Raw genomic sequence first — 24,717 nt, forward strand, 5'->3', positions numbered from 1 at the left:
AGAAAGAAGTGTCAAAACGATTTGTACTAACCGTAGCCGCTGGAGGATGTATCATAATCTTCGGCGCGCTGCTGCTACTAAACTGGGAAAAGGTGTTTGGAGACTACCGTCCCATTCAAACAGCAACAGCCGTATTCAAGTTAGAAGTGGGAAGTCAAGATGTAGCAAAGACTACGGATTCAGATAATGTTCTTTACTATATGGTGAAAAAAGGACATTTAGATGAATATATTCAACTGATGAATGAAAAAGGCTATGTGTTAAAAGAGAAAGATATTGATCATAACCGACTTGTTTTTAACAATGGGCAAGAGGATGAGCAAATTTACTACAAGCGCTTTGCTAGGAAGTATACGATGATTGATGGAGAAGGGTAAAGGCTTTACATACTTAGTAGACTAAAACCTTATAACTCTATCTGTTTTTAAAGTTTTTTGTGCGGAAAAGAAAAATAATATTGACAATTATGACAAAAAGCTTAATACTGACTTTATTACATAAAACAAATACAATTTGTTTCCTTATCAAGAGAGGTGGAGGGACTGGCCCTGTGAAACCCGGCAACCGCTGTCTATGACAGAATGGTGCCAAATCCTTAAGAGTGTATCGCTCTTAGAGATAAGGAAGAAGCTGAAACAAAGCTCTTCCTTATTTATTTAAGGAAGGGCTTTTTATGTACAAAAAACAACGAGGTGATAATTTGAACAAAGCAGACCGTATTAAACGAATGAAAACACCGGAAATTGATCCAAAGTATGAAGGACGAGTGCCTCCGGGTCAGGTAGTAACAGAGCGCTTTCCCATTTTACACGAAGGCGATGTGCCGGATTATAACTTAGAGGAGTGGACGCTTCGCGTGTTTGGGTTGGTAGACAAAGAAGTGATGCTTTCGTATCAAGATATATTGAACATGCCTCAAACAACGGTTAAATGTGATATTCACTGCGTAACGAGATGGACAAGACTTGATAATGAATTTACGGGCGTGCTGTTTGCAGACTTTTTAAAAGCAGTTGGCGTGGAGTTGAAAAGTAAATACATCATGCTGCACGGAGATAATGACTATACGTCAAATATTGAAGTAAAAGATTTACTGAGAGACGATATTCTTCTCGCTCATTCCTTTAACGGAGAGCCGCTTACACCTAAGCATGGATATCCGCTGCGATTGGTTGTGCCGCATTTGTACTTTTGGAAAAGTGTCAAATGGCTTCGGGGCTTTGAAGCTATTGATGAAAACCATCCGGGCTTTTGGGAGCAAAACGGCTTTCATCTTAGAGGAGATCCGTTTAAAGAAGAGCGTTTTTCTGGAGAAGATTTAGGCATTCCAGAAGATGAGTGGGTACATAAAGACTATGATTAATGAAAATGCCTATGCGCAAGCATAGGCATTTTGTTAGCGCTGGCGGTTTAATTCCCACACAACGTGGCGAAGTTCAGGCAAAATCAGTTTGGTCATAGCTAGGCGAACAGCACCGCTTGATCCTGGTGTAGAAAAAACGGCTTTTTCGTTAATCGTCCCGGCAATTGCCCGGCTCATAATCGCTGCGCTGCCAATGTCTTCGGTATAGCTCAGCATGCGAAACAGCTCGCCAAACCCGACGATTTCTTTATGAATCAGCGCTTGAACGGCTTCAATTGTGACGTCTCGTTTTGTAATGCCGGTGCCGCCGTTTGTGAGAACAACGTCAATGTCCTCAGCACTGCATCCGGTAAGTATCGCTTGTTGAATCGACGTTTGATCGTCTTTTACAATTTCATAGGAAGCGACCTGCATCTCGTGTTCTTTCAGAAGTTGGATCATTAGCGCGCCGCTTTTATCGGTTTCTTTTGTACGTGTATCGGATACCGTAATGACTTTGCAGCGAACGGGCTGAGTTGCTTTGGATTTATGTTCATGTGCGCTCATTATGTACCTCCTTTACGCTTCCGTACGCTTGTAGTCACCATTTTTGCCGCCTGATTTTTCAAGCAGATATGTTTCGCCGATAATCATGCCTTTATCAATGGCTTTGCACATATCATAAACGGTTAGAGCGCAGGCAGAAGCGGCAGTTAAAGCTTCCATTTCAACGCCCGTTGAGCCTTCCGTTTTAACAGTTGCTTCTATTAATAAACGATACTTGTCATTGCTTGTATCCCAGTCAAATGAAAGGTTTACGCCTTTTAATAAAAGAGGGTGACACATCGGAATAATGTCAGACGTGCGTTTTGCTGCCATAATCCCTGCTACTTGTGCCACAGCAAGCACATCGCCTTTTCCGATTTTATGTTCTACAATGGCTTCGTGAATTTCTTTGTTAACGAGTATGCTTGAACGAGCTGTTGCAACGCGGCGAGTGATAGATTTTTCGCTAATATCGACCATATTGGCACGGCCTTGGTCATTAAAATGTGTAAAAGAAGACATCGGTGTTTTCATCCTTTTTCAGTAAATTTTGTTGTATGATAGAAATAGTGAGATATGCTATGATTTTACACCATAGCGTAAAAAGTGAACAGACATAAAGGAAGTGAAGAATGTATGTTAGAAAGCAGAACACCTATTTCAATTCCTGAAGCAATTGAAAAAGTTATGACATATAAAAGAAAAGGCAGCATCGAACGCGTATCGATCACCGAAAGCTACGGGCGCTATTTAGGAGAAGATATTATTGCCGACCAAAACGTGCCTCATTTTAATAAATCGCTTTATGACGGCTTTGCGGTTCGAGCACAAGACTGCGTAGAAGTATCAAATGAACATTCTGTAGAGTTCGAAGTTGTAGGTGAAATCGGCGCTGGCTCTGTTTTTGAAGAAGAAGTAAAGCCGTTTCAAGCAGTGCGCATTATGACAGGAGCGCAAGTGCCTCATTCATGTGATGCGGTTGTGATGCTTGAAGTAACGAAGTCGTATGAAAAAGAAGGCAAAACGTATATGGCGTTAAGCAGGCGGGCTTCAAAGTGGGAACACATTGCGTTAAAAGGAGAAGAAACAAAAAAAGGAGACGTGCTCGTTTCAAAAGGAACGCGCATTAATCCGGGCGTCACGGCTTTTTTAGCTACGTTTGGCTATGCGGATGTAGCCGTGGTGAAGCAGCCGGTGGTTGGCGTGTTAACAACGGGAAGTGAACTGCTTGATGTAAACGAGCCGCTAGAGCCAGGAAAAATCCGCAACAGCAACTCTTATATGGCACTTGCGCAAATCGTAAGAAGCGGGGGAATTCCGAAATATTTAGGGAAGCTTGAAGATGATTTTGACCGCTGCTATGAAGCGGTAGAAAAAGCACTTGAAGAAGTGGATATTTTACTGACAACCGGCGGGGTATCCGTTGGTGACTATGATTATTTGCCGGCTATTTATGAAAAGCTTGGTGCCAATGTGCTGTTTAACAAAATTGCGATGCGACCGGGAAGCGTCACAACAGTCGCAGAACGAAACGGACAGCTGTTGTTTGGATTATCAGGAAACCCATCTGCTTGCTATGTCGGGTTTGAACTGTTTGTACGTCCGATTGTTCGCAGCTTTTTACATTCACCGGCGCCTCATTTACATAAAACAAAAGCGGTGTTAAACGGCCGTTTTAAAGAGCCTAACGCATTCACAAGAATGGTGCGAGGAGAAATTACAGACGAAGGGGGAAGGCTCTTAGTAACGCCTGTTGGCATGGACAAGTCGGGTGCTATTTCATCTTTAGCTGCGGCGAACGGCTTGATTGTTCTTCCGGGTGGAGAACATGGATACGATAGGGGAATAGAAGTGGATGTGCTGCATCTTGAAAAAGAAGGTACAAGTTCGCTTTGGGTATAAAAGCAGAAGTCTGCTTATTGCTTGTCCTTTTTTTCAATAAGAATTTGAAGCAGTTCTGTAATTCGATCTAATTTGCTTTCAATGCGAACAAGTAAGTAAAAAGATAGTGCAATTGGAAAACCTAAATCTTTAATATAGCTAACTAAATTTTCTATAGTAGCATACCTCCTTCACGTAGAAGATATATTATCATATGTGATTTCTAAGTATTTGTTCGCAGGGTATACGGCCATTTTTAAGACAAAAGTCCTTGAAAAATAAGAAAACGCAGCCTCGGCATTGGCAAGCGAGGCTGCTTTTTTGTAAGGGTTCATTTATACGTATTCGAGTATAAATGACTACTAGATTTTAACATGTTTTTGAATATAAATACTACTTTGGATGTGTTCTAACATATGAATAAAAGGTGCGCTTTTAATTCATCGATTACGTGGGTCCTCCTAATCAAAAGCCAATTAAATGAAGGATGTATAAAAAGCAGCGTATTCTATAAAAGTGACTCTTTCAGAACCCTTACTTCCCTAGGGGTTCTCTTTTTTCCTGTGTGCCTAAGAGGGTGGTTTGTGTACACGGTCTTAATCCTGAGATAAATAAATCCAGTTGATTTCATCAAATTCTTCAATACTATAATTTGAGCCTATGTTTTTTAATATTTTATTGAAGAATTTTAGATTAACTTCATGATTATACAAATCTTCTTGAATGTATTCTTTTATAATAAAGTTTGTTAAATTTGTATCGTTAACAAAGTCTGAAAAGAACGAGGTTATAAGGTCTGAATCTTCTGTATTTAATTTTTCATCATTAATGATTGAAATCCTAAAGACGTTTAAAATTGCGTCAATATCTTCTTCATCCATGTAACATAATGGATCTAGTTTTTTATCTTCTTCTGTAAATGGACTTCGAGTGTCTTCAATGACTACATATGATATGATTCTTCCATTTCTTGTTACATGGAAAATCTCTAAATCACGCAATTTTAAAATTCTATGAAGCGATATCATAAGTTCCTCCTGCTAACATGTTGATGTACGATATTTTTATAAATTAGATATTGTTAAATCTGTAGTATTCAGTTTACAGTAAAATAGTCTTGTGTGGTATTAATTAACAAATATATAAACATATACTTTGTTAAGGAGGAGTAGATAAAATGTATTGTTTAGAACCAAAAGATTATGATAAGATACATAACATTTTAAAAGCGTCATTTAAGACTCCTACATTTGCTTTTTCTGTCGTTAATCATGTTATTGAAGGATTTGTGTATGTAAATGATCGTATGAGGCCAACGTCAGGATTTCTTAGAATACCTGCAGGTGACTATTATGTATTTGGTAAAGGAAATGATGGGGTGTTTAATAAATCTCTCTATCGTTACTTTGTTGAGAATGTTTATGGTAAGGAAAAACGTTTTACTGTTTTTACTCCATCGACCGACTGGGAGGCTTTTTTTGACGAGACTTTCGAACCGTACGTAAAGAAAATGATGCGTTCTAAGTATAGATTTGTTCCTTCAAAAGTTCCTTCTAAGTATAATCTTCCCGATTTTTATGAGTTAAAAGATTTTAACTCCGACGCTTTAAGAAAAAGTAAGAATTTTAATGAATCATATATAGTGGATTACTGGGGATCAGAAAGTCATTTTCTGAAAAACGGATTAGGAGTTTATGTAATCTATAAAGAAAATATTGTCGCTGAATGTGTGTCGATTTTTCATAGTGGAACAATAGCTGAAATTGATATTGTGACTAATCCTAGCTATAGAGGACAAGGATTGGGAAAAATAGTGGGTCAAGAATTTATAAATAAGTGTTTAGAAAAGAATGTTATGCCTGCTTGGGATTGCGATAATAATAATGAAGCATCGAAAGTATTAGCTAGTAAACTTGGATTTTCTAATGAAGAGAGGTACGCTTTATATGTATTAAAATGAAAAGCCCTAAAAATAGGGCTTTTTTGTACCGATTATACTTTTAAAGCAACAAAGTCTAGATAAAATAAGCATGTGTAAGCACTGTTCTAAAAGTATGTTACAATGTAATTATAAGGAATAAAAGGGGGATATAGGGATGTTAACGGCAACAGTTGTAACTGTTTCAATTTTATCTTTAGCTTGGATTGTAGGGAAAAAAGAGCAGACAGAAAAACAATAACTAGAAGAAAAAGAGGGTGAGGGGGCATATATGCAAAGACAGCAAAGCATTACTGTACTTTTATTAATGCTAGGAATAGCAGCCATTTCTTTAGGAATGGCTTTGAGAGATGTATTCGAGCACTTTCCTACGGTGGGCTGGCTTGTAGGAACCGCAATATTAATAGGTAACTCTATTTATACAGGTGTACAAATTAAAAAGAAAAGTCATACATAATTAATTTTTTAAGTGCTTGGATAATATTTATCCAAGCACTTTTTTAGCTTATTACATTACAGTAACTACTCGTGTATAGGCCATATCTAAAGTACACGAATCTATTAATAAATATAATTTATATTTAAATTTCTTCTTTTTCTATTGCTCTCGCATTAATAATTCTGTTCTTATGCGTTTCTCCCCAGTCTTTCATAAGCAAAATGATTGGTTCGAGAGATCTTCCGAATTCGGTTAGGGAGTACTCTACTTTTGGGGGGATTTCTTTATATATTTCACGGTGAACAATACCGTCTTTTTCTAACTCTCTTAATTGTAAAGTCAGCATGCGCTGTGTAATGGCAGGATATAGTTTTCGGAACTCATTAAAACGCTTCTTTCCATCAATGAGATGATAAAGTATAATTCCTTTCCATTTTCCACCTATTACGTCTAATGTGGTTTCGACCGGGCACCCGACTTTACTGGGGGAATAGTCGAAGCCTACTTTTTGGTTTCTCATCCATTTTCACTCCTTGTAGTATACAGTTTTATACTATGTTTAATTAATGTGCGTACTTCCTCTAATTTATTACAAAATATACAATATAATCATACCAAAAATAACAAGGAGGTCTATATATGAAAACATTAGTACTCATTGCACATCCACATATTGAATCTTCTCGAGTAAATAAAAAATGGAAGGAATCAGCTTTGAATAAAACGGATGTAACGATTCATGATCTTTATGAAACATATTGTGATCAACCCATTGATGTGAAAGTTGAACAGCAGCTGCTTCTTGCTCATGATCGTATTGTTTTTCAGTTTCCATTGTACTGGTACAGCAGTCCGCCACTTTTAAAACAGTGGTTTGATGAAGTGTTTACCTTTGGATGGGCTCATGGTCCTGGTGGAACGAAGCTGACGGGAAAGGAGTGGGTGCTGGCTATTTCCATCGGTTCGCCTGAACATTCTTATCAAGCGGGTGGGTATAATTTATTTTCAGTAAGCGAAATAACAAAGCCGTTCCAGGCATCTGCTAGTTTAGTTGGCATGACCTACCTTCCTCCTTTTGTAGAATATCGTTCCAATAAAATTAGTGACTATGATATTAGTCAAAGTTCAATTCGCTATGTAAAGCATATTACAAATACAGAATTAAATCCGAAAATTCGTTTTCGTAATTATTTAAAACAGCTAGACGAAAATACCTCATTTGTTAATGAATAAACCAAGGAGAAAAGAACAAACCATAATCCGTTAATGAGAGAAATCCAATTTATTTTTTATTATGTAAACCCAAAAGGGACATTGTATACAATGAATTTTCTTTGTAAACATATCAATATAGAAGACTTTTTATTATTCCATTGTGTAAAGAAAAAAAGAAGAGGAGTGGGTTGATATGTGTGATAAGGAGAAAATGGAATCAGAGATTGAGAAACCTAGTCTAGATAGAGTTGGGATAAGGTCGTATATGGGTCACCCAGAAAAATTCGAACTCTCCTTTTATGGGATATTAATGGCATGTGTTCCTTTAATCATTGTCGGAATTTTCATTTGGTACAATTGGTAAATAGATTTCAAAAATGACGTGCGGAGGACAAGTTCATTTATGATTTCTTTAATTAGTGGAATACTGTTATTTGTTTATCTTGCTGTTATGAAAATAGGCTGTGAATCGCTTTTTAGGAGAATGAAACAACTAAATTTCAGCTATGAACTATGTTTAATACCTTGTTATATGCTTGTATTTATCACATCTTGTTTCATTTATATTTTTTCTTTTGAGTTTCCCGGAAAAGTATTTAGTACATTTACAATGTGTGTGTCCTTAGTAATAGTAGTACTGCTTATGTGTTTAAGATTACTAAAGATCATTAATAGTGAATGGTATTATAGGATTTTAAGTAAAGTAAAAAAATGATGAATAAGAAAGAGCATCTAATGTGGTGATTAGATGCTCTTTTTTGGTACTTAGAAGCAGCATATTGCATACATTCTGTTTTCCGTATAATGGAAGGTTTTGAGAGGACATAAATGAATATAGAAGAAACGTTAGAGCTTCTCTTTTAAGTTTAATTCCATAATCATTTCTTGTTAGGGTTTAATCGTATTTGAAAAGGGGTATAGTATTCTTTAGTCAAGGTGCCAGAATAATTGCCGCAAATGTTATACCCTTTGCAATCGATATGGATACACTGTTCTAAAAGCAGCCGTACACTCTAAAACAAAGGGGAAAACATCTAGCTTTGACAGACAAGAATGCAAAGCGTAGAATTGTTCTAATGAATAGATAATTTACTATTTTAAAAGGCTTAAAATTTAGGTTGATTTTATATAAGGGAGCGTACATATTTGAAAAATCAGTTTGCTCAATTAATACAGAATAATGAAAGCGTTCATATTTACTACAATATTGACGATATGAAAAGTTACTTAGACAATCTTGTGTCTTATATTGTTTCGGGTATTGAACAGAAGAGACATACTTTAGTTATAGAAAGTGAAAGATTAATTCCATTAATTTTTGAAAAATTAGAGGGAATTCTAACTAAAGATCAATTAACCTATATACATACTATTAATAATTTTGATTATTACTGTTCAAGTGGAAGTTTTCAGCCTGCCATAATCTTTGAACACCTTTCTAGACACTTAGATCCTTTCTATAAAAACAATACATCTTTTCAAATATGGGCTCATGTAGAATGGGGACAGCAAGAAGGAATTATACCTATTCTAGAAGAGTTTGAGAATGAAGCCGATAAATTAGTAAATAAAGGCGGATTGTATTTAGTATGCGCTTATGATGAAGAGAGAGTACCAGAAGTTCTTAAGCTCGCTTTAATGAAATGCCATCCATACGTAATTTTAGAAAACAAAATTGCGCCATCCCATTTATATGTAATGACAGATGCAGTGTAATTGCTATTTTGGTTGGGATTTGCTCATAAAAACACAGGTGAATAGAGAACCAATAAAGAGCCTTATACTTTAAGGCTCTTTATTGGTTGTTTTCGAAAGTTATTATGTTAACTAAAATTGCATTTTGAATAGCTTGTTTAAGTTTGTGAAAACTTATGAACAGAAGAAAAAAGCCTGCATAACTGTGCATGAAATGTCGGATAGGTCTATTCAAATCCTGCTATTCTGATAATAAGGGAGGTCATATAAATGGATTTGCTTAGAAATATGAATAGAGCTTTAGACTATATTGAGGAGAATTTAACCAATGATATCGATTTTAGAGAAGTAGCAAGACTGGCTCTTTGCTCTGAGTATCACTTTAAAAGAATGTTTTCTTTTCTTGCAGGTATTACTTTATCAGAATATATTCGCCGAAGACGACTTACACTTGCAGCATTTGAACTTAAAGATAGTAACATCAAAGTCATTGATGTTGCGATCAAGTACAATTACAGCTCACCAGATTCGTTTACAAGAGCTTTTCAAAATTTGCATGGTATAACTCCTTCCGAAGCTAAAAAGAGCGGCAGTTCACTTAAAGCATTTCCAAAAATGACCTTTCAGTTATCGATTAAAGGGGGAAATGAGATGAATTATCGCATTGAAAAAAAAGAAGACTTTCATATAGTCGGTATTAAAGAAAGAGTTCCAATAATCTTTCATGGAGTCAATCCAAAGATTGCTGCTATGTGGGAAAGCTTGAACGATGAAACAATACGTGAATTAAAAGAACTTTCTAATGTTACACCATTAGGTTTGCTTAGTGCATCTGTGAACTTTTCTGAAGGGAGAATGGAGGAAAAAGGGCAGCTGGACCATTATATCGGTGTAGCCACAACTAAGGATTGTCCCAATCATTTAGTACAACTTGAAGTGCCAGCTGGAACATGGGCTGTATTCGAAGCAGTCGGACCATTTCCTGACACATTACAAGATGTATGGGGACGAATTTATTCAGAATGGTTTCCGGCCTCAACTTATGAACAATTAGAAGGACCGGAAATCTTATGGAATGAACATAAAAATGTAACGTCGCCAACCTTTAAAAGTGAAATATGGATACCCGTGTTAAAAAAGTAATGATGACTCCGTAATGGAGAGCAAAGGTAGATCGCAAATGTGATCTACCTTTGCTACTTTAGAGCTTTCTATCAACTACATTACGTTGACTAAATAAATATGTACCGTCCTTACATAAAAAGCAGAAAAAGCTCCCTATTTCCGTAGGGAGCTTTTCTGCTAGGAGAATTATTTCTCACATAGTCGATACGTTGCGGTATCTTGAGTAGTTTAAGCAAACACTGGAATATTATTCGCTTTTTAACTTACAGCTTTTAATTTTAATCTTGCTTTAGAGTTTAAGCTCCATAAACTAAGTAATACGGTCATTAACCCAAGTATGACGCTAGACCAAGGCACCCCGTCTGTTAATGAATAAATAAAGGGAAAAAGAATAAACCATAATCCGGTAATGAGTGAAATCCAATTTTGCCATGAATTCCATCCGGGTTTAGTAACTCCCCAAAAAGACATAATCACTTGAAGGGTTCCAAATACAATACTTGCTGACGTAGCCCCTGCATTATATGAAAACCCAAGCATCCACGGGGCCATAACAAACCAAATACCAATTACGGCGTTAGCGATTCCTCTTGCTTTCATCATTATCCCCCCTCAAATTATGACACTCGTAGTGATGTCATGATTAAACTATATGTTTGGAAGTAACGTGTGTTGAGTATTCATCAACGCCTGTTGAGATTTTTTCAACTTTTCATGTAGGAACAAGCACTTCTGTTGATGAGTTCTCATAAGATGTTTCAAAATCAAGTATAAGAAAGAGAGTGAAAACAAATGTACTATTGCGTTAATTGCTGCAGATTGCAAAATGAAAATCTTATTAAGAGTAAGTTATTTGAAAATGGAGTCTATATAGATCCATTTGTAGGAGAGAAAATCCCTTTAGGTATGTGTGCACATAGATGCAACCATGAGTCATGCGAGCCATGTAAAAAAGAAAAAATCATTAAAAAGATTGTGCCAAAGGAATTATCTAAATTAAAGAAGGCAACAGAGTATTTACCTGCTCATCGTCATGGTTCAGAAAAAGTTCCATTTTCACAATAAATAGCGGAATGCCGCGTTCAGTTCCCTTAATAAAACTCAGTTTTTATTCCGTAAGTTGATTCATCACTAGTTGTACAGCTATTGCATCGTCTAAATAACCGATTGGAAAGACGTAGTCTGGAATAATATCGGTAGGCAAAATAAAATACAATAGCGCACTTCCCAATATAGAGCGCTTGGCGGCTGAGGTTTCTTCGCTACAATATTCAAGATACATTTGCTTTAATTGGTCGATGAAAGTACCAACGCTTCCTACTTGCTCTATTTTGGATTGAAAGTTATTTATGATCATGCTGTGTCCTTCGTCTGTCTGTGCATATTGCTTGTATTTTGTTAGTTCTTGTTTTACACGTTCAATCGTAAAGTTGGTATCTGCTATATTAAAAGATTTAAGTATTTCTTGAATTTTATCGATGGAGTAATGAATGCCTGTTTCTAGTTCATTTTCTGTATGGTTTGAAGCAGCTTCAGCAGGATCAATCAATGCTTCAAGAGGCGTATTTAAATAGTGTGCAAATTGCTTTAAATGATGTAGATTTGCTTGCTGCTTGCCATTTATAATCCGTGAAATAGTTGCCGTGTCAATCCCCGTAAGTGAGCTTAGTTTCCGCATAGATAAAGCATTTTCCTTTAATAAAGACCTTAATAACAGACCAAGGCTTTGGTCATTTTGGATGTTTGACATTGCGATTCACCTCTTTATATTTTTCAACGCGCAGTACTCATTTTATTGAAGGTTTATCAACAATATATGCAACAAGTGAGCAAATTTCCTCAATATTATCATCAAAAGGAGAATACAAAATGGAATGGTTATTCATTTTAGGTTTTGCTCTATCATCAAGTATAGATAACTTTGGTGTAGGAATATCTTATGGAGTACGAAAAATCAGGATAAAATGGCTTTCGAATTTACTAATAGCAGCTATTTGTTTCCTCTTTAGCATGACCGGGATTATGTTTGGCCGATGGCTTTCAACGATTTTACCAGGGGTGTTCCATGTTATTGTAGCCGTCGTATTATTAACGCTAATTGGAATTCGAATTATTTTATTAGTTGGTTCCCAAAAAAATAATGAAATTGATGAATTAGATAGTAGTGGTCAAGAAAACGTACGATATATTGGCTGGGTTGAAAGCAGTGTGCTAGGTGTTGCACTTTCAGCCAATGCACTTACAAACGGTCTAGGAGCGGGTTTACTTGGTTTATCACCTTTAGCTATTTCGCTCACATCAGCATTTGGTAGTTTTATAACGGTATGGCTAGGAGTAATGGTGGGGCAAAAAGCAGCAAATGTTCAAATTGGGAAGTTTACATTAGGTCAATTTGGAACGTTAATCAGCGGGATTACGATTTTAATTGTAGCTTTTACTCAAATATTCTAAAAGAAGAGACGCCATTTAAAGCAAGTGGCGTCTCTTCCTTATGTTTTAAGTTAGTACATTATGTTGATTAAGTTCGTATACCGTGTTCATCCACTAAACTATGATAAAATGGAAATATAATCAATATATTCTTTATATTAGGGGGGCGGGACATAGTGATCAACTCACAAATGCTGCAGTGTATTTTCTTACTCAGTATTTAAATAATAAAGCGTAATATATATTAGGAGATTTTACGTTAAAACAAACGCATAATTAGTGGAAGTTTGGACAAGGGAGGGAACGCTTATCATCAGTTGGTTTCGCCACTTGCCACAAATAAGCAGGGACTTTTCTGAATGGACGCCTTTTATCCAGAATACGTGGTATCGAAAACACTATATGAAGTTTGTATATTTACTTCAAATTATTATTCTATTGATACCTTATTTCTTTGGAGCAGACTTTACTCACATCAATCTCTTTTATCTTATTATAATGGGTATGATTGTCTTTGCTATTCATGAATGTCTGCACGTTTTAGTCGTATATAAAAAAGGTGATGTGAGCTTGACATTTAGCGGAATATTTTTCTGGCTCAATACAAATGCAACTCTATCTAAAACGAGATATTGGATCTTTATGAGCTTGCCTTTTCTTGTATTATCGATAGTTCCTGCTATTACGTCGTTCTATGTATCAGGAAATATTAGATCCATCCTATTGTTTGTATGTTGGATAAATACATTCATTTCTGGCTCAGATATCTATAACTCATTTTTAATTGCGATTAAACCGAAGAACTCGTTTTTTTGCAGAGGTTATTATCACGTAAAATAGTAGTAGATTGGTTTATTTGTATTCACATCTAGAAAAGGAGCACCTGTAGTAATTAGGTGCTTTTTTTGTGCTGATAAAACCAGCCGGTATTCCAAGATAAAAGTAAGGATTGTAGTGTTTACTGTAATAGGTAAACTAGACGATGTTTTCTAAAGGTACTGTCTTTGGAGTTACTAATACCATAAAGTAATTCAATAATTTTGTAAAAGGTGTTTGATATTATGAAATTTTTACCATAAACTATATATGTAAAAGATGTTTTACATGTTGGTGTAGAGGGATATAAATGCACCACCGAATGAAAGAACCTTAGGAAACCAAAGAAATTATCCTCGGAGGGGTTAGTGAATGCGTGCTAAGTTTCCAGGCAAATGATTAATACTGTTGAAATTATTAAGTATGATTCAAGTTAGTTCTAGCGTTTCTAGTAGTACAGAATTTTAATGTAAGTGATGACGAATTATTTTTGTATAGAAGCAGGAGGGATTTATGGTGAATAATGAGAGAAGAAACAATGTAGTTGGAGGTATTATATTAGGTATTATTACTTTAGGGCTGCTTACTTTATACATAACGGATTTTATAAATGACAAGAAATTAAATCTAAATAGTATTCTAGGAATTGTCCTTTTATTAATTGCCTGGTTGCAATTTAGTACATGGGGATCTGATAAAAAAGTACAAAAAGATGAAATGGGAAAGAAAATTGCTGCTATCAGTGCAAAGACAAGCTATCATATCCTAACAATAGCTCTTTTTGTTCTTTGGGTACTAGATCGAATTATTTTCGTCAGAAGAAATGATTTTGGCAACATATCTTTATTTGCAGCGATATGTCTTTCTTTAATTATTTTTCCGATTGTCCAATTCTTTTCGGCAAGGCGATATAGATAAAAATCAAAAAGTTTAGAACCACTGTGGTTCTAAACTTTTTGATTTTCATAAGAAGCTAGAAGGATGTACACTATTTATTTACTAAAAAAATTCTTTTTTACTCTAAATTTCAACAAGGTAGAGCAGATTCCAAACGGCACTGAACAACTAAGAGAAAAAAAGAGGAATGGTTTAACTAAACTCAAGTTTATAAAAAACTTACGATCATCTATTGAGATAAGTAGTGAAATAAGTACGGAGCTAATGAATGCAGTTATAACACCGAACACAACATACCATACTAGCTCAACTATATATTTATGCCTCGTTTGATTCTTTACAATAGCATCGATTATGAAAGAAGAAGGAATTCCTAATACAATTACAAATGGTGCAATATACATAAATCCAAACATTATTTGGTCTAGAAAATGGTTTAAGCTCATTTGCTCGTAACCATTAGAAAAAGATAGTCCAGAAAGAACTAAGCTACCGCACAAGGTAGAAATTAAAAACGATATAACTTTTTTCATGATCCTATAATCTCCCCGCTCATCAATAAGCCTATTTTAACATTTAAAAGTAAAATAAGTATAATTATGTTAAAATATAACTATATTTATTTTTTTGGTGGTGAAATAGATGGATAATCGAAGCTTGGGATTATTTTTAGTCGGTATAGGAACAGTCTTTTTGATTTTAGCTTTAACATTACATATAGCTGGATTATTATATGGTGTTATTTTAGGAAGCAGCATATTATTAAATGTTTCAGGGGCAGGTATACTTATGAAGTTTATAGCTGATGAAAAACTGGCTAATTTGTAGAGATCTTATAAAGTAAGATCCCTTTGTTATGAATCTTACGCTAGAATGTATTTATTAGAAATGTTTGGGGGGTATCCTGTTTTGGAAATGAACTTTTTTTGGTTAGCGTTAGGATTAGCTGCCCTTGGTTATTTTATAGGCGATGGTTTAAAAAATTTTAGTAAACCTCAAAGGAAATCAAAATATCCTTATTTGATTAAAGAAAAAGATCTGCACTATCACTTTCATTTGAGTAAGGGTGAAATTGAAGAACTGTTAACTAAATATCCTGGAGCTCCAAAAATAGAGCTGAAAGGGACTACATATTATCCGTATCATCAATTCGTTGACTGGCTGTCGTCTAATGAAATCTATAAGGTGTAAAGGAGGAGAAGCATTTAGTCTTTAAAGACTAGATGCTTCTTTTTTTGAGGATTGGATTCTAATGCCATCGTCACTAGAAATAAACGCTATATAAACTAAAAACACTAATAAAACGAAACTTTATTTTATTAGTGTTTTTAATTTTATTAAAAAATACTTTAACTTTATTTAAGTTCATGGTATATTAAAAAAGGAAGAGGTGGTTATATATGGATAATAGAGATGTTCCTTCGTGGATACTGTCGTTAGAAAGTGATGATGTAGAATTTATAAGAAAATTTGTATTAAATTCAGGTTCTTTAAAACAGCTTGCAAAAGACTACGAAGTGTCCTATCCAACTGTTCGTATACGTTTGGATCGTTTAATACAAAAGATTGAGATAAATGAAGAACATGATAAAGAAGAATTAATTAGCCTTGTTAAAAAGCTTGCTATTGAAGAGCGCATTAGCTTAGAAGATGCCAAGCTGATTATAGAGAAATATAAAGGTGAAAAGGGGATTAAGTAATGTCTGATTGGAGTACGATTGTAGTTATTGCTATTGCAATTTTAGGTCATCATTTTTTATCTACTCGAGCGAGTGTGTATTGGGGAGCTATCGTTCCAACCGCTTTTCTATCCTATTGTGGATGGAGATTGTTTACGAATCATCAAATACTAATGGATCATCCTATAAAGGCTCCTTTAGCAATCCTTTTTGTGTTGTCTATATTCATTGTCGACTGGGGAACAGGAAGAGATTCTCATAAAAAGAAGCAGCAAAATGAATTAAATAAGATGAAAACTCAGGATATATAAAGGAATCTTTGAAAGGGAGATTAAATCATGCCTCATCATTTGTTATTTTTTGTACTGATATGTGCCGTTCATTACTTTTTATCTACTCGAGCAAGTGTATACTGGGGAGCGATTATGCCAACAGCTTACTTAGTATACTGCGGATGGATATTTACAGCTCACCAAATAAATCACCCAATCAAATTAATTTTATTGCTTTTATTTGGTTTAAGTATATTTCTCATCGAATGGGAAGAAGGAAGAAAGATTTTTAAAAAGAAGCAGCAAGATGAATTAAATAAAATGAAAACTCAGGATATATAAAGTAGCATAAAGGCAAAAAAGCAAAGAGAACATTCTCTTTGCTTTCTTTATCACGATTCACCATTATAAAGTGCAAAGGTAGAAACGCCTAGAAATATAAAAATATACGTATGTCATGGTTATCTAGGTTATCTTTGCCTAGAATCGTTGTGCATGTTACATAACCTTTCAATTTTAGGTAATAATATTTTGGAAAATATAGTTTGAGGAGACAATTCATGCGTAAGTATAAAAGAAAATTGATCATTTCTTTAAGCGTGCTAATCTTTCCATGGTTAACCGTGCCTTTTATAGGAACAAAATCATTTGTCCGTTTTTTGCCTGTAGCTACTTTCGCTAACTTATTCATCATTGTGTTTACCGTCATTGCCAATCAGAAAAAATGGTTTAGAAATAATAATCCTTTATTTCCTAAAGCACCTATAGATTTTACTTATATTTTAGGTCCGCACTTAATAGGAACGCTTTGGATATTTAAGCTAACGTACGGCTCTTTTCTAAAATACATACTTGCCAATACGGTGTTAGACTGGTTTAATATTTTCCCTTTTGGCGGCGCTTTGAAAAAAGTGGGCATATTTAAAATGAAAAAGATGTCGCCAAGCATGTACTGGGGGATGACTACGGTTTTAGCCGTTGTTTTATATGGATATCAGTACATCGTGGAAAAAGTAATTGGGCAAACCAATGATTCTCAGTCAAGATTATAAGCGCTTAAAGCAACTATCCAAAAAGGATCTTCTAATAGCTGAAGGTCTTTTGTTATTTCTGTGGGGAGCTATGACGTATTTATTTAACTCTTTTTATTTTCCATAATAAGGTTGAAAGGAAGGCACTAAAAAAGCCAATAGCAATTAAACAAAAACCAATTTGATACAAAATGAAATTCCAGCTGTCTGCAAAAGAAAAAAGTGTAATTCTTCCTGATTCTATAATATCAACACTAATAAATAATGACATGGTAATAAAATATATTAAAAAGAACTTACTGTAGAAATAGCTTTTATAATCACTGCTCATTTTACTCACCTCACTTTAATTTTACGGCAAGTTTATCTATATGTTTATTGTTTTAATTAAAAGCGGCCTAATTTAGGGAAATAATGATCATGAATTATAGCAAAGGCAGGTCTTTGTACTGCGGAGAAGATACATGATGATAACTGAAAGTACACACCATATGTATAAATTATAATTCTTCACCTATATTTAATTCTGAATAGTTAAATTTATTTTTGAGTAAAGTGCTATACTAGATAGTAATAAAAATAGAAAGAGAGGAAGAAATATGTTTAATCAATATCCGATTGGGAAATTTACTGTGAAAGAAAATATTCAGCAAGAAGATATTCAAGGTTGGATTCATGACATTGGAGATGCCCCAAAGCAATTAGCTGATGCTGTAGAAGGACTGACAAAAGAACAATTAGCCACGCCTTATCGAGAAGGCGGCTGGACATTAAGTCAAGTTGTCCATCATTTAGCTGACTCCCATATGAATGCTTATACCCGTTTTAAATTAGGGTTAACAGAGCAAGCGCCTACTATTAAGGCATATGATGAAGTAGCTTGGTCGAATCTTCCTGATAATGAGCTACCCATAGAAGTTTCTCTCCAACTTTTTTCAGCTTTACATAAGCGCCTTTATACATTGTTAAACTCGCTTGATGAAAAAGACTTGAAGAAAACTATCCATCATCCTGAAAACGGGGAAGTGACGATTGAGCAATTGATAGCTACGTACGCCTGGCATGGAAAGCATCATGTTGCTCATATTACGACATTAAGAAATCAAAAAGGATGGTAGAAAGGCATTTAACATATGTTAGAACTAAAAAAGCTCTTTTTAAGAGCTTTTTTAGTTCTAATAAATGAATTATGCTAATTAAAGAGTATACAGCTTAAAAACAGGAAAACTCCCTCAATCCCTCAAACCGTTAAGGAAGTTATCTCTAATCCTGAATAGTGATTCATTCATCCTGCATCTCGCTATTGTATTGTACGATGGTGACTTATTTTTATAAGCCATCAGATCTGACTTTTGAAACACCTAAGGCAAGGTTTTCCCACAAGGTTTGTTCAACCACTCCGGCGTCCACAGTATGACAATCCACAATGAGTATAACTTCCGAATGTTTGCCGCGTAAAAGGCGTTGATTTTTCTTGATTACTTTAAACATAAATAGTTTAATTCCTAGTCCTAAGATAAATCCGATAAAAGCACTAATTAGTCCCCAGTAGATGGGCCCCCAGCTTAGTTTAAAACCAATGCTTGCGCCGATGACTGAAAAAGCTGTTGCTAGAGCCATTCCTAGATCAATAAGAGAAACTCCATCGGCTCGATGAAGGCTGTCAAAAATCCGGCGATCTTCCGTTCGATTATTGAGAGGAACAATAAATATATCTTCTTTCTTTATCCCTTTTCTTTCTAGATCTGAAACAGCTAATTCTATGTAACTGGAGTATTCAAATGTGGAAAAGACCTGCATATTTTCACTCCACCTTTTTTCCTTTCGCAATACAAAAGCTTGGATGTTGGTACGTTTTCTCGAAGAAATTTTTTTGCTCTCTTTCCACAAGTTTATTGTTCTCGACAGTATTCATGTAGGAATCAAAAGTAGCAAAACCATATAGGGAAGGGAAAAATAACAACCATTCTTTATTTAAAATGGAAGTAGCCTGTTTTATTTCTCCTAAAAATAGTAGAGAAACCCCTTCAAGCAGGTGAGAGTAATAAAAGAAAATGACTGCCCAAATGATAACAAAGAAAGCACCAATGATCCGATGAATATAAAGTTGTCCTAGACCTGGCATCAAAAAGGACCAGGCAACCGACAAGACGGGATTCCGTTTATCTAAATAGTTTATTTCCATGGCTCCTATACTAAAGGAGTTGAACCGATGATTTTCTCTTTCAGCTAACACGTATATTTTATTTAAATCAACGGTTGTTCGGTAACTATCCCATATAGCAAAAATATAAACGGGAATATAAATAAGAAGCCATCTTGTATTAAGCACGTCTTTGGCCATATCAATGTTTCCTTGAAAAGAATAAATCATTGCTAAATTTACATGAGATTTAAGGTTTATGACGACCTCCCATATAAATAACACAAAGCCGCGAAGATATTTAGACAGTAGCAAGTGTCCAAACCCAGGAAAAGCTGCTGACCACCAAGCAACAATATAGGGGTTTCTTAAATGAATTTGAGTCGTTCCAAATATACTAACATGAGCAATATAGCGTCTTGCAGTATTGTCATTTTTATAATTATTCATATACGATCTCCTATGGTTTGGAAGGAAATATACTTTTTATACCTATCATTCATATTTAATATGGTCTTGTTTACTTATTTTATGCAATCCATTGATATACACTTAATCTTTGTCAAAATAGAGAATTCGTTGATAAGAAAAAGCTCTTTATTTTTCGATAGAGACCTTTTTTACATGTTGTTTCTAACAATTGGTATTATGTTAATAAAGAGGTGGTTAGATGCTTCATGGCGTCTTGATTCGTTTGTTCAAGATATAGAAATATATTCAACTTTATGGCATTGGATATATTGGGTTGCTTTCAAATAGTCAGGTTAACGGGTACATAAAAGAAGGGCTGAATGGCGACGGACAAAATACAAACTAATTATTTTTCAGGTGGACAAGGCAGGCTCGCCTTTTATATATTGGGGATTAGACCGTTTGCCTTTGTGTTTCACCAGTATGGACCTGATGAAACACACCCGAAGTCACAGTATCTCTCGCGTCGAAATAGAGTAGACTGCTAAAAGTACCTCGGTTAATTGAGGTACTTTTATAGGTTCTTATACAAAGAGTGTGTGATCAAAAACTGCTTAAAGCGTTTTTTTAATCGCGCATTGCGCCTGCTTCTCGAGAAGTCATTGCACCTTGTCCTTCATTTACGTCTCTTTGGATTTCTTGTTTTACTTGTTGTGCATTTGTTGCAGAAGCTGTTGATTTTTCAGTAAAACCAGCATTTTCGTTAGCCGATTGATTTTGCTGCATATAATCTCTCCTTCTTTTTTTATTCGTACAAAAAGGAAGAATGGAGATCCATTCTTCCTTCAGCCATCGATTATAAAGTTGTCTTAGAAACGTCCGCCGCCCAGTTGTTGCTCAGCCATTTGTACAAGACGTTTTGTGATTTCGCCACCTACTGATCCATTTGCACGTGCAGTTGTATCAGCACCAAGGTTTACACCAAATTCGCTCGCGATTTCATATTTCATTTGATCGATTGCTTGTTCAGCACCGTATACTAATAATTCATTGTTATTGCTGTTGTTGTTTGCCATGTTGTGTCACCTCCTTGTTTTTCTTAAGTTTCCTATTGTGGAAGAGATGTATTCGTGGTAAATAATGGATGTGTATTTCCTTGTTATGATGACATACTAATTTTTAGAAACAACCGACACTGTAAAAAGTGGGATTAGATGTTTCATTTCCTTGTGACTAAAAACTAAACGCTTGCCATGTGTAGGAGGGAGAATGACAATTCGTTTGTCATTCTTTTTTCATGTTCATGGGTATATTATTTGAAGGAAAAAAGACTAACTCTATAAAGAGTTAGTCTTTTGCTTGATGAAAACAATCAATATTCAAAAAGCTGCCTCAAAGGATTGCTTTTTATATCTGTTTTAAGAGTTAGGTTTATTGATTCTATCCATTGCTTCTTGAACTGCATTTACAACAAAAGGATCTTTTTCCTTCAAATCATTCACGCTGATTTCACCTGATTGTAAACCTCTGCAGATTTCATGGATATCTTCTTCAATTGTAATCGGCAGCTTATTTTCTGTAAGCATGTTACTTAATTCATTTGCTAACATTTTTTGTTGATCCATGGGATACCCTCCTCGTCATGTAAAAGCATAAATTGATCAAGCTTATTTCTTTTCTTTGCCTTCTTGCTGATTCTGTAATTTTTCAATTTCAGTGTTTGATTCAAATCCAACTCGATAAGTTCCAGATTTTTGTTTTTTTACTGAATCTGGCATTTGATACTGCTTTAGATCATCTTGAAACTGTCTTGTGCTAGGGTTTCCTTCCACTTATATTCCTCCTCAGCAAAGTAAGTTTTGGCGCTTTAGTTTCCCCATTTCGTAAAACAATTAAGCGTGTTGTACATATCTCTTAGCAACAAGTATCTAATTAATTCTGGGGAAATAAAAATATAACTTAACCTTCCACTTATTTTATCTTCAAATTTTCAAACAATAGGGCTAGGAGGTGTTTTTATGCCAAAGAAAGACTTTAAAGACGTTGATAATTCAGGAATTGCAGAAAGAGTTGATTATAACAACTATAAAAATAAAGATAGCCATAATGACCCTACGCTTAACCGTATTGTCGAAGAAGACGGACGTGCTCTTGACCCAAGGGAATCTTTAGAAAATTTCTTTACTGACCTTGAAGGCGAAGAGCCACAAGAAATTACAACGTAATAAAAAAAGTCAAAAATGGCGGATCTTTTTTAGCGAAAAGACCTATGAAACGTAGCTATTTTTATTAGAGGATCTGCTGTAAACGAGTTAACATGGTTTAAAAAAACGAGGGCTATTAATAGAGGTGAAGTTAATGTCGCATACAGAAACTGAACGAACAACGTATATGTATGATCCTTTCACTATACAAGGTCTTGAAATGAATATACCTAAAGAAAACGAAGGCAGCCAACCGCTAATAAATCGTTCAGGACTGAGTACCTCTATGTTCAAAACAAATATGAATAGAGAACATTTTGAACGTTATATTTATTAGCAGGAATATTCTGCAGCGTTTTATTTTATTAAAAAGATCCTTCTATTTTATATGTTAGAAGGATTTTTCCACTAAATATTCTTATTTCAGTGTAGTAATCAATTGCTTATTCCTAACACATTGGAGATTTTATCTTGGTTTTAGGTGTGCATAGGTAATAAAAGTGGTTAGTGTTTTTTCATATGTACTGTCCGTACATCCATTGTAGAAAGGATTTAACGAAATGCAGAAGCAAACCTTACTTTTTAATTTAGACGATACGCTTGTTCACTGTAATAAATATTTTAGAGACACCATAAATGCTTTTGTGGCTCAATTGCAGGAGTGGTTTGAGAATCTGACTAAGGAAGAAATAAAACAAAAGCAGTTAGAGATAGATTTAAAAAGTATCGAAAAGTATGGCCTTCACTCTTCCCGTTTTCCAGAATCATTAGTAGCTACTTATTTGTTTTTTAGTGAACAAAATCATCAAGATATCCATGACGAGAGAGTCGAAAGAGTCAAAAAAATTGGCCAAAGTGTATTTGAAGTACCGATAGAGCCTCTGCCAAATATGTATGAAGTATTAGATAAGCTTAAAGAACAAGGACATAATCTCTACTTACACACAGGTGGAGACGAGGAAAACCAAGGTAGAAAAATTGTTCAGCTAGAGCTAGCTAAATATTTTGAAAAAAGGGTATTCATTTCTGAACAAAAAGATACATCTGCATTAAAAGAGATACTAAATCAAATTAAGTACGATCCAAAAAAGACTTGGATGATTGGCAATTCATTAAAAACCGATATAAGACCGGCAGTAGAGGTTGGAATACATGCGATTCATGTACCTTCTGAACTGGAGTGGAGCTATAATCAAGTTGAAATTGATATTGTGCCAAAAGGTAAAATGATAACCGTTCATTCACTGCTGGAAGTTCCAGAAATCATTCAAAAGCACGCTCAAGAAACGGTTGTGTCCACCTAAGGTCATATATAAACAAAATATACAGAAACAGCTAACCGTTGATTAAACCTTACCTAACAGTAGCTAGATAAAGCTCTTATGTTTTTTCTAATCAACTCACATACTATACAGAGGAGGTGACTGATATGGGAGGTCAATCCAAAGAATCAGAAAAAATGATATGTGAAGATCATAATTCTCCAGTTGATGAAAGAAGCTACGATTTATACGAAGCGACGCGTAATTCACTTTTACGTAATGAATTAGACGATAAAAACAAAACCATTTTAAATAATATTGATAACGGAGCGATGGATGTTAATCTTGAGGAATAATGGGCATTAAAAAACCTTTTATTTCTTAGTATCATAGCTATGTTACTAAGGATACACATTTTTTCTCTTAGTAAAAAAGACCCTAACTAGTTAGGGTCTTTTTTAGGTATTTGTCCAAACATTCTATGGTTGTTTCACATACAGTAATAGGAGTCTACTAACAGAAAGGAGAAGATTTTTCATATGAGAAACAACTATCCTTATCAGCACTCTAATTACGGTGGTTATCACGGGGCTATGTATCCTCAGCAAGGTAACTGCGGTTATCCTCAAGCTAAACCTTGTGGTCAATTGCCTCCTCAAACCATGCCTGCTCAGTATGACCCAGTTAAACAAAATACATCTTTTACTGGTCAAGATGTGTTTGTGCCAGTGGTGCATCCGAGTCATACTACAAATGTTTATCAAAAAAATTATAAATATATGCACTCATTCCCGCATACAGAATCCGTTGTATGTCAGGAAACGCACCAACATTTTTGTGCTCCAAGCTGTCCTCCTAGACCTCGTCCGTGGTGCTGATAGCCAAAAAAGCCCCTTCATTTTAACAATGAAGGGTTTTTACTATGTGACATTTAGGATGTTATTTAGCTATCGTTAAACAAAATAGCCCATTTTAGACCAAAATCCAATCGATATGAGCTATGTCTACATATAATACCTTAACCCATGTAAGTTTAAAGTTTTTTCCTTTAGTTAAATATCACGAAAGGAAGTGTTTATATGTCTAGTTATGGTGGAGCTGGTTCTGGTTTTGCTTTATTAGTTGTTCTGTTTATTCTTCTTGTCATTATTGGATGCAGCTGTTACGGTCGCGGATTTGGCTGTTAATAACAATAAAAAAGTCTTTCTCTAATTTGAGAAAGACTTTTTTATTCGAGGTTGTGAGGGAGTGCTTTTATACGCAATAGAACTGATTGGGCGGAATTCAAACACTCTATTGCAGAGGGTGTACAACTCATATATGGGATCTGAGGATGCTTCATTGTATGTAAAAGAAACTAAAAGGTTATTGTTTTTTTTATAGTGGTATA

40 protein-coding genes, 1 pseudogene and 1 riboswitch are annotated in these 24,717 nt (G+C 35.0%); of the genes and pseudogenes, 26 read left to right on the top strand and 15 right to left on the bottom strand.

What is annotated here, in order from left to right:
- Positions 1 to 8: 8 nt before the first annotated feature.
- Both WKH56_RS29705 and WKH56_RS29710 read left to right on the top strand, forming a co-directional pair.
- Positions 9 to 377, top strand: coding sequence for a hypothetical protein (locus WKH56_RS29705; RefSeq protein ID WP_048020426.1), 369 nt, complete (start codon positions 9 to 11; stop codon positions 375 to 377).
- A gap of 141 nt (positions 378 to 518) precedes the next feature.
- Positions 519 to 625, top strand: a riboswitch (SAM riboswitch).
- A gap of 75 nt (positions 626 to 700) precedes the next feature.
- The gene (locus WKH56_RS29710) at positions 701 to 1,363 is read left to right on the top strand and encodes a sulfite oxidase-like oxidoreductase (protein WP_310884532.1); all 663 of its coding nucleotides are present in this window, start codon (positions 701 to 703) and stop codon (positions 1,361 to 1,363) included.
- A 33-nt stretch (positions 1,364 to 1,396) separates the two neighbouring features.
- Here the strand turns inward: WKH56_RS29710 and WKH56_RS29715 are convergent, their stop codons facing one another.
- Positions 1,397 to 1,909, bottom strand: coding sequence for a MogA/MoaB family molybdenum cofactor biosynthesis protein (locus WKH56_RS29715; protein ID WP_275210877.1), 513 nt, complete (start codon positions 1,907 to 1,909; stop codon positions 1,397 to 1,399).
- 12 nt (positions 1,910 to 1,921) lie between these two features.
- Positions 1,922 to 2,410: a cyclic pyranopterin monophosphate synthase MoaC gene (gene moaC / locus WKH56_RS29720; protein ID WP_033580001.1), complete on the bottom strand. Its 489-nt coding sequence runs from the start codon at positions 2,408 to 2,410 to the stop codon at positions 1,922 to 1,924.
- Positions 2,411 to 2,524: 114 nt separating this feature from the next.
- On the opposite strand from moaC, the gene WKH56_RS29725 reads away from it, so the two are divergent.
- Complete coding sequence (locus WKH56_RS29725; protein ID WP_342837237.1) at positions 2,525 to 3,790, top strand: molybdopterin molybdotransferase MoeA; 1,266 nt, start codon at positions 2,525 to 2,527, stop codon at positions 3,788 to 3,790.
- A 14-nt stretch (positions 3,791 to 3,804) separates the two neighbouring features.
- On the opposite strand, the gene WKH56_RS29730 is transcribed toward WKH56_RS29725, so the two are convergent.
- Positions 3,805 to 3,945 (bottom strand): YvrJ family protein, encoded by a 141-nt coding sequence (locus WKH56_RS29730; protein WP_080963362.1) that lies wholly within the window; start codon positions 3,943 to 3,945, stop codon positions 3,805 to 3,807.
- Positions 3,946 to 4,365: 420 nt separating this feature from the next.
- A complete protein-coding gene (locus tag WKH56_RS29735; RefSeq protein WP_342837239.1) occupies positions 4,366 to 4,797 on the bottom strand; it encodes a terpene synthase in 432 nt (143 codons plus the stop codon).
- 149 nt (positions 4,798 to 4,946) lie between these two features.
- Here WKH56_RS29735 and WKH56_RS29740 point away from each other — a divergent pair, with 149 nt between their 5' ends.
- Together WKH56_RS29740 and WKH56_RS29745 are read left to right on the top strand one after the other, a co-directional pair.
- Positions 4,947 to 5,729, top strand: a complete 783-nt coding sequence (locus WKH56_RS29740) for a GNAT family N-acetyltransferase (RefSeq protein WP_342837241.1) — start codon at positions 4,947 to 4,949, stop codon at positions 5,727 to 5,729.
- Positions 5,730 to 5,979: 250 nt separating this feature from the next.
- On the top strand, positions 5,980 to 6,165 hold the full coding sequence (locus WKH56_RS29745; protein ID WP_342837243.1) for a hypothetical protein: 186 nt from the start codon (positions 5,980 to 5,982) through the stop codon (positions 6,163 to 6,165).
- A 124-nt stretch (positions 6,166 to 6,289) separates the two neighbouring features.
- On the opposite strand, the gene WKH56_RS29750 is transcribed toward WKH56_RS29745, so the two are convergent.
- On the bottom strand, positions 6,290 to 6,667 hold the full coding sequence (locus tag WKH56_RS29750) for a winged helix-turn-helix transcriptional regulator (protein ID WP_013058468.1): 378 nt from the start codon (positions 6,665 to 6,667) through the stop codon (positions 6,290 to 6,292).
- A gap of 119 nt (positions 6,668 to 6,786) precedes the next feature.
- Between WKH56_RS29750 and WKH56_RS29755 the strand changes: the two genes are divergently transcribed.
- The 3 genes from WKH56_RS29755 (at position 6,787) to WKH56_RS29765 (ending at position 10,200) form a co-directional block, all read left to right on the top strand.
- A complete protein-coding gene (locus tag WKH56_RS29755; protein WP_342837245.1) occupies positions 6,787 to 7,380 on the top strand; it encodes an NAD(P)H-dependent oxidoreductase in 594 nt (197 codons plus the stop codon).
- A gap of 1,128 nt (positions 7,381 to 8,508) precedes the next feature.
- Entirely contained in the window at positions 8,509 to 9,078 is a 570-nt protein-coding gene (locus WKH56_RS29760; protein WP_028414918.1) for an MEDS domain-containing protein, read from the top strand.
- A 249-nt stretch (positions 9,079 to 9,327) separates the two neighbouring features.
- Entirely contained in the window at positions 9,328 to 10,200 is an 873-nt protein-coding gene (locus tag WKH56_RS29765; protein ID WP_342837246.1) for an AraC family transcriptional regulator, read from the top strand.
- Positions 10,201 to 10,440: 240 nt separating this feature from the next.
- Here WKH56_RS29765 and WKH56_RS29770 read toward each other — a convergent pair whose 3' ends face one another.
- The gene (locus WKH56_RS29770; protein WP_375166594.1) at positions 10,441 to 10,782 is read right to left on the bottom strand and encodes an SPW repeat domain-containing protein; all 342 of its coding nucleotides are present in this window, start codon (positions 10,780 to 10,782) and stop codon (positions 10,441 to 10,443) included.
- A 192-nt stretch (positions 10,783 to 10,974) separates the two neighbouring features.
- On the opposite strand from WKH56_RS29770, the gene WKH56_RS29775 reads away from it, so the two are divergent.
- A complete protein-coding gene (locus WKH56_RS29775) occupies positions 10,975 to 11,247 on the top strand; it encodes a DUF3973 domain-containing protein (protein ID WP_063247143.1) in 273 nt (90 codons plus the stop codon).
- 43 nt (positions 11,248 to 11,290) lie between these two features.
- Here WKH56_RS29775 and WKH56_RS29780 read toward each other — a convergent pair whose 3' ends face one another.
- Positions 11,291 to 11,932 (bottom strand): DUF1232 domain-containing protein, encoded by a 642-nt coding sequence (locus WKH56_RS29780; protein WP_243495031.1) that lies wholly within the window; start codon positions 11,930 to 11,932, stop codon positions 11,291 to 11,293.
- A gap of 119 nt (positions 11,933 to 12,051) precedes the next feature.
- Between WKH56_RS29780 and WKH56_RS29785 the strand changes: the two genes are divergently transcribed.
- The 3 genes from WKH56_RS29785 (at position 12,052) to WKH56_RS29795 (ending at position 14,346) form a co-directional block, all read left to right on the top strand.
- Positions 12,052 to 12,633: a manganese efflux pump gene (locus tag WKH56_RS29785; protein WP_063247141.1), complete on the top strand. Its 582-nt coding sequence runs from the start codon at positions 12,052 to 12,054 to the stop codon at positions 12,631 to 12,633.
- 381 nt (positions 12,634 to 13,014) lie between these two features.
- Positions 13,015 to 13,452 (top strand): DUF3267 domain-containing protein, encoded by a 438-nt coding sequence (locus WKH56_RS29790; protein WP_231099188.1) that lies wholly within the window; start codon positions 13,015 to 13,017, stop codon positions 13,450 to 13,452.
- A 492-nt stretch (positions 13,453 to 13,944) separates the two neighbouring features.
- The gene (locus WKH56_RS29795) at positions 13,945 to 14,346 is read left to right on the top strand and encodes a DUF2178 domain-containing protein (protein WP_342837247.1); all 402 of its coding nucleotides are present in this window, start codon (positions 13,945 to 13,947) and stop codon (positions 14,344 to 14,346) included.
- A 74-nt stretch (positions 14,347 to 14,420) separates the two neighbouring features.
- On the opposite strand, the gene WKH56_RS29800 is transcribed toward WKH56_RS29795, so the two are convergent.
- Positions 14,421 to 14,858, bottom strand: a complete 438-nt coding sequence (locus tag WKH56_RS29800; RefSeq protein ID WP_243495030.1) for a hypothetical protein — start codon at positions 14,856 to 14,858, stop codon at positions 14,421 to 14,423.
- Positions 14,859 to 14,967: 109 nt separating this feature from the next.
- Between WKH56_RS29800 and WKH56_RS29805 the strand changes: the two genes are divergently transcribed.
- From WKH56_RS29805 to WKH56_RS29830, 6 genes are all read left to right on the top strand, one after another.
- On the top strand, positions 14,968 to 15,153 hold the full coding sequence (locus tag WKH56_RS29805; RefSeq protein ID WP_028414911.1) for a hypothetical protein: 186 nt from the start codon (positions 14,968 to 14,970) through the stop codon (positions 15,151 to 15,153).
- Between the two features lie 81 nt (positions 15,154 to 15,234).
- Positions 15,235 to 15,516, top strand: coding sequence for a hypothetical protein (locus WKH56_RS29810; protein WP_025749994.1), 282 nt, complete (start codon positions 15,235 to 15,237; stop codon positions 15,514 to 15,516).
- A gap of 209 nt (positions 15,517 to 15,725) precedes the next feature.
- On the top strand, positions 15,726 to 16,025 hold the full coding sequence (locus WKH56_RS29815) for a DUF2089 family protein (protein ID WP_063247138.1): 300 nt from the start codon (positions 15,726 to 15,728) through the stop codon (positions 16,023 to 16,025).
- Positions 16,025 to 16,315 (top strand): hypothetical protein, encoded by a 291-nt coding sequence (locus tag WKH56_RS29820; protein WP_063247137.1) that lies wholly within the window; start codon positions 16,025 to 16,027, stop codon positions 16,313 to 16,315. The genes WKH56_RS29815 and WKH56_RS29820 overlap by 1 nt, the downstream gene beginning before the upstream one ends.
- Positions 16,316 to 16,342: 27 nt before the next feature.
- Complete coding sequence (locus tag WKH56_RS29825; protein ID WP_063247136.1) at positions 16,343 to 16,618, top strand: hypothetical protein; 276 nt, start codon at positions 16,343 to 16,345, stop codon at positions 16,616 to 16,618.
- A gap of 218 nt (positions 16,619 to 16,836) precedes the next feature.
- Entirely contained in the window at positions 16,837 to 17,328 is a 492-nt protein-coding gene (locus WKH56_RS29830; RefSeq protein WP_243495029.1) for a hypothetical protein, read from the top strand.
- A gap of 79 nt (positions 17,329 to 17,407) precedes the next feature.
- Here WKH56_RS29830 and WKH56_RS29835 read toward each other — a convergent pair whose 3' ends face one another.
- Positions 17,408 to 17,638, bottom strand: coding sequence for a hypothetical protein (locus WKH56_RS29835; protein ID WP_275210884.1), 231 nt, complete (start codon positions 17,636 to 17,638; stop codon positions 17,408 to 17,410).
- Between the two features lie 268 nt (positions 17,639 to 17,906).
- Between WKH56_RS29835 and WKH56_RS29840 the strand changes: the two genes are divergently transcribed.
- Entirely contained in the window at positions 17,907 to 18,425 is a 519-nt protein-coding gene (locus WKH56_RS29840; RefSeq protein ID WP_275210886.1) for a YfiT family bacillithiol transferase, read from the top strand.
- Between the two features lie 211 nt (positions 18,426 to 18,636).
- On the opposite strand, the gene WKH56_RS29845 is transcribed toward WKH56_RS29840, so the two are convergent.
- Entirely contained in the window at positions 18,637 to 19,107 is a 471-nt protein-coding gene (locus WKH56_RS29845) for a hypothetical protein (protein ID WP_221832188.1), read from the bottom strand.
- Positions 19,108 to 19,111: 4 nt separating this feature from the next.
- On the bottom strand, positions 19,112 to 19,900 hold the full coding sequence (locus WKH56_RS29850) for a hypothetical protein (RefSeq protein WP_221832190.1): 789 nt from the start codon (positions 19,898 to 19,900) through the stop codon (positions 19,112 to 19,114).
- 265 nt (positions 19,901 to 20,165) lie between these two features.
- Between WKH56_RS29850 and WKH56_RS29855 the strand changes: the two are divergent.
- A pseudogene (locus WKH56_RS29855) lies at positions 20,166 to 20,267 on the top strand (esterase); the annotation flags it as partial.
- 221 nt (positions 20,268 to 20,488) lie between these two features.
- On the opposite strand, the gene WKH56_RS29860 reads toward WKH56_RS29855, so the two are convergent.
- From WKH56_RS29860 to WKH56_RS29875, 4 genes are all read right to left on the bottom strand, one after another.
- Positions 20,489 to 20,647 carry a hypothetical protein gene (locus WKH56_RS29860; protein ID WP_196299089.1) on the bottom strand — a complete coding sequence of 53 codons (159 nt, stop codon included), beginning with the start codon at positions 20,645 to 20,647 and terminating at the stop codon, positions 20,489 to 20,491.
- 83 nt (positions 20,648 to 20,730) lie between these two features.
- Positions 20,731 to 20,937: an alpha/beta-type small acid-soluble spore protein gene (locus WKH56_RS29865; protein ID WP_168761155.1), complete on the bottom strand. Its 207-nt coding sequence runs from the start codon at positions 20,935 to 20,937 to the stop codon at positions 20,731 to 20,733.
- Between the two features lie 342 nt (positions 20,938 to 21,279).
- Positions 21,280 to 21,486 (bottom strand): hypothetical protein, encoded by a 207-nt coding sequence (locus WKH56_RS29870; RefSeq protein WP_016766362.1) that lies wholly within the window; start codon positions 21,484 to 21,486, stop codon positions 21,280 to 21,282.
- Positions 21,487 to 21,528: 42 nt separating this feature from the next.
- Positions 21,529 to 21,693 carry a hypothetical protein gene (locus WKH56_RS29875; protein WP_310884045.1) on the bottom strand — a complete coding sequence of 55 codons (165 nt, stop codon included), beginning with the start codon at positions 21,691 to 21,693 and terminating at the stop codon, positions 21,529 to 21,531.
- A gap of 186 nt (positions 21,694 to 21,879) precedes the next feature.
- On the opposite strand from WKH56_RS29875, the gene WKH56_RS29880 reads away from it, so the two are divergent.
- From WKH56_RS29880 to WKH56_RS29905, 6 genes are all read left to right on the top strand, one after another.
- Positions 21,880 to 22,086 carry a hypothetical protein gene (locus WKH56_RS29880; RefSeq protein WP_063247133.1) on the top strand — a complete coding sequence of 69 codons (207 nt, stop codon included), beginning with the start codon at positions 21,880 to 21,882 and terminating at the stop codon, positions 22,084 to 22,086.
- Positions 22,087 to 22,219: 133 nt separating this feature from the next.
- Positions 22,220 to 22,402, top strand: coding sequence for a hypothetical protein (locus WKH56_RS29885; protein WP_243495027.1), 183 nt, complete (start codon positions 22,220 to 22,222; stop codon positions 22,400 to 22,402).
- Between the two features lie 223 nt (positions 22,403 to 22,625).
- The gene (locus WKH56_RS29890; RefSeq protein WP_243495026.1) at positions 22,626 to 23,369 is read left to right on the top strand and encodes an HAD family hydrolase; all 744 of its coding nucleotides are present in this window, start codon (positions 22,626 to 22,628) and stop codon (positions 23,367 to 23,369) included.
- A gap of 125 nt (positions 23,370 to 23,494) precedes the next feature.
- Positions 23,495 to 23,683, top strand: a complete 189-nt coding sequence (locus WKH56_RS29895) for a hypothetical protein (RefSeq protein ID WP_028414904.1) — start codon at positions 23,495 to 23,497, stop codon at positions 23,681 to 23,683.
- A gap of 183 nt (positions 23,684 to 23,866) precedes the next feature.
- Complete coding sequence (locus tag WKH56_RS29900) at positions 23,867 to 24,205, top strand: CotD family spore coat protein (protein ID WP_028414903.1); 339 nt, start codon at positions 23,867 to 23,869, stop codon at positions 24,203 to 24,205.
- Between the two features lie 201 nt (positions 24,206 to 24,406).
- Positions 24,407 to 24,514, top strand: a complete 108-nt coding sequence (locus WKH56_RS29905) for a YjcZ family sporulation protein (protein ID WP_081213975.1) — start codon at positions 24,407 to 24,409, stop codon at positions 24,512 to 24,514.
- Positions 24,515 to 24,717: the final 203 nt, after the last annotated feature.

The sequence above is a fragment of the Priestia sp. SB1 genome (assembly GCF_038898415.1).

Excerpts from the sequence above, each read along its gene's own strand:
- WKH56_RS29900 (WP_028414903.1), top strand. The coding sequence starts at position 23,867 with ATGAGAAACAACTATCCTTATCAGCACTCTAATTACGGTGGTTATCAC.
- WKH56_RS29775 (WP_063247143.1), top strand. The coding sequence starts at position 10,975 with ATGTACTATTGCGTTAATTGCTGCAGATTGCAAAATGAAAATCTTATT.
- WKH56_RS29725 (WP_342837237.1), top strand. The coding sequence starts at position 2,525 with ATGTTAGAAAGCAGAACACCTATTTCAATTCCTGAAGCAATTGAAAAA.
- WKH56_RS29835 (WP_275210884.1), bottom strand. The coding sequence starts at position 17,638 with ATGAGCAGTGATTATAAAAGCTATTTCTACAGTAAGTTCTTTTTAATA.
- WKH56_RS29885 (WP_243495027.1), top strand. The coding sequence starts at position 22,220 with ATGTCGCATACAGAAACTGAACGAACAACGTATATGTATGATCCTTTC.
- WKH56_RS29825 (WP_063247136.1), top strand. The coding sequence starts at position 16,343 with ATGCCTCATCATTTGTTATTTTTTGTACTGATATGTGCCGTTCATTAC.
- WKH56_RS29815 (WP_063247138.1), top strand. The coding sequence starts at position 15,726 with ATGGATAATAGAGATGTTCCTTCGTGGATACTGTCGTTAGAAAGTGAT.
- WKH56_RS29880 (WP_063247133.1), top strand. The coding sequence starts at position 21,880 with ATGCCAAAGAAAGACTTTAAAGACGTTGATAATTCAGGAATTGCAGAA.
- WKH56_RS29745 (WP_342837243.1), top strand. The coding sequence starts at position 5,980 with ATGCAAAGACAGCAAAGCATTACTGTACTTTTATTAATGCTAGGAATA.
- WKH56_RS29715 (WP_275210877.1), bottom strand. The coding sequence starts at position 1,909 with ATGAGCGCACATGAACATAAATCCAAAGCAACTCAGCCCGTTCGCTGC.
- WKH56_RS29780 (WP_243495031.1), bottom strand. The coding sequence starts at position 11,932 with ATGTCAAACATCCAAAATGACCAAAGCCTTGGTCTGTTATTAAGGTCT.
- WKH56_RS29805 (WP_028414911.1), top strand. The coding sequence starts at position 14,968 with ATGGATAATCGAAGCTTGGGATTATTTTTAGTCGGTATAGGAACAGTC.
- WKH56_RS29845 (WP_221832188.1), bottom strand. The coding sequence starts at position 19,107 with ATGCAGGTCTTTTCCACATTTGAATACTCCAGTTACATAGAATTAGCT.
- WKH56_RS29840 (WP_275210886.1), top strand. The coding sequence starts at position 17,907 with ATGTTTAATCAATATCCGATTGGGAAATTTACTGTGAAAGAAAATATT.
- WKH56_RS29800 (WP_243495030.1), bottom strand. The coding sequence starts at position 14,858 with ATGAAAAAAGTTATATCGTTTTTAATTTCTACCTTGTGCGGTAGCTTA.
- WKH56_RS29905 (WP_081213975.1), top strand. The coding sequence starts at position 24,407 with ATGTCTAGTTATGGTGGAGCTGGTTCTGGTTTTGCTTTATTAGTTGTT.
- WKH56_RS29770 (WP_375166594.1), bottom strand. The coding sequence starts at position 10,782 with ATGAAAGCAAGAGGAATCGCTAACGCCGTAATTGGTATTTGGTTTGTT.
- WKH56_RS29850 (WP_221832190.1), bottom strand. The coding sequence starts at position 19,900 with ATGAATAATTATAAAAATGACAATACTGCAAGACGCTATATTGCTCAT.
- WKH56_RS29870 (WP_016766362.1), bottom strand. The coding sequence starts at position 21,486 with ATGGATCAACAAAAAATGTTAGCAAATGAATTAAGTAACATGCTTACA.
- WKH56_RS29755 (WP_342837245.1), top strand. The coding sequence starts at position 6,787 with ATGAAAACATTAGTACTCATTGCACATCCACATATTGAATCTTCTCGA.
- WKH56_RS29750 (WP_013058468.1), bottom strand. The coding sequence starts at position 6,667 with ATGAGAAACCAAAAAGTAGGCTTCGACTATTCCCCCAGTAAAGTCGGG.
- WKH56_RS29890 (WP_243495026.1), top strand. The coding sequence starts at position 22,626 with ATGCAGAAGCAAACCTTACTTTTTAATTTAGACGATACGCTTGTTCAC.
- WKH56_RS29735 (WP_342837239.1), bottom strand. The coding sequence starts at position 4,797 with ATGATATCGCTTCATAGAATTTTAAAATTGCGTGATTTAGAGATTTTC.
- WKH56_RS29785 (WP_063247141.1), top strand. The coding sequence starts at position 12,052 with ATGGAATGGTTATTCATTTTAGGTTTTGCTCTATCATCAAGTATAGAT.
- WKH56_RS29740 (WP_342837241.1), top strand. The coding sequence starts at position 4,947 with ATGTATTGTTTAGAACCAAAAGATTATGATAAGATACATAACATTTTA.
- WKH56_RS29865 (WP_168761155.1), bottom strand. The coding sequence starts at position 20,937 with ATGGCAAACAACAACAGCAATAACAATGAATTATTAGTATACGGTGCT.
- WKH56_RS29820 (WP_063247137.1), top strand. The coding sequence starts at position 16,025 with ATGTCTGATTGGAGTACGATTGTAGTTATTGCTATTGCAATTTTAGGT.
- moaC (WP_033580001.1), bottom strand. The coding sequence starts at position 2,410 with ATGTCTTCTTTTACACATTTTAATGACCAAGGCCGTGCCAATATGGTC.
- WKH56_RS29860 (WP_196299089.1), bottom strand. The coding sequence starts at position 20,647 with ATGCAGCAAAATCAATCGGCTAACGAAAATGCTGGTTTTACTGAAAAA.
- WKH56_RS29765 (WP_342837246.1), top strand. The coding sequence starts at position 9,328 with ATGGATTTGCTTAGAAATATGAATAGAGCTTTAGACTATATTGAGGAG.
- WKH56_RS29790 (WP_231099188.1), top strand. The coding sequence starts at position 13,015 with ATGAAGTTTGTATATTTACTTCAAATTATTATTCTATTGATACCTTAT.
- WKH56_RS29830 (WP_243495029.1), top strand. The coding sequence starts at position 16,837 with ATGCGTAAGTATAAAAGAAAATTGATCATTTCTTTAAGCGTGCTAATC.
- WKH56_RS29895 (WP_028414904.1), top strand. The coding sequence starts at position 23,495 with ATGGGAGGTCAATCCAAAGAATCAGAAAAAATGATATGTGAAGATCAT.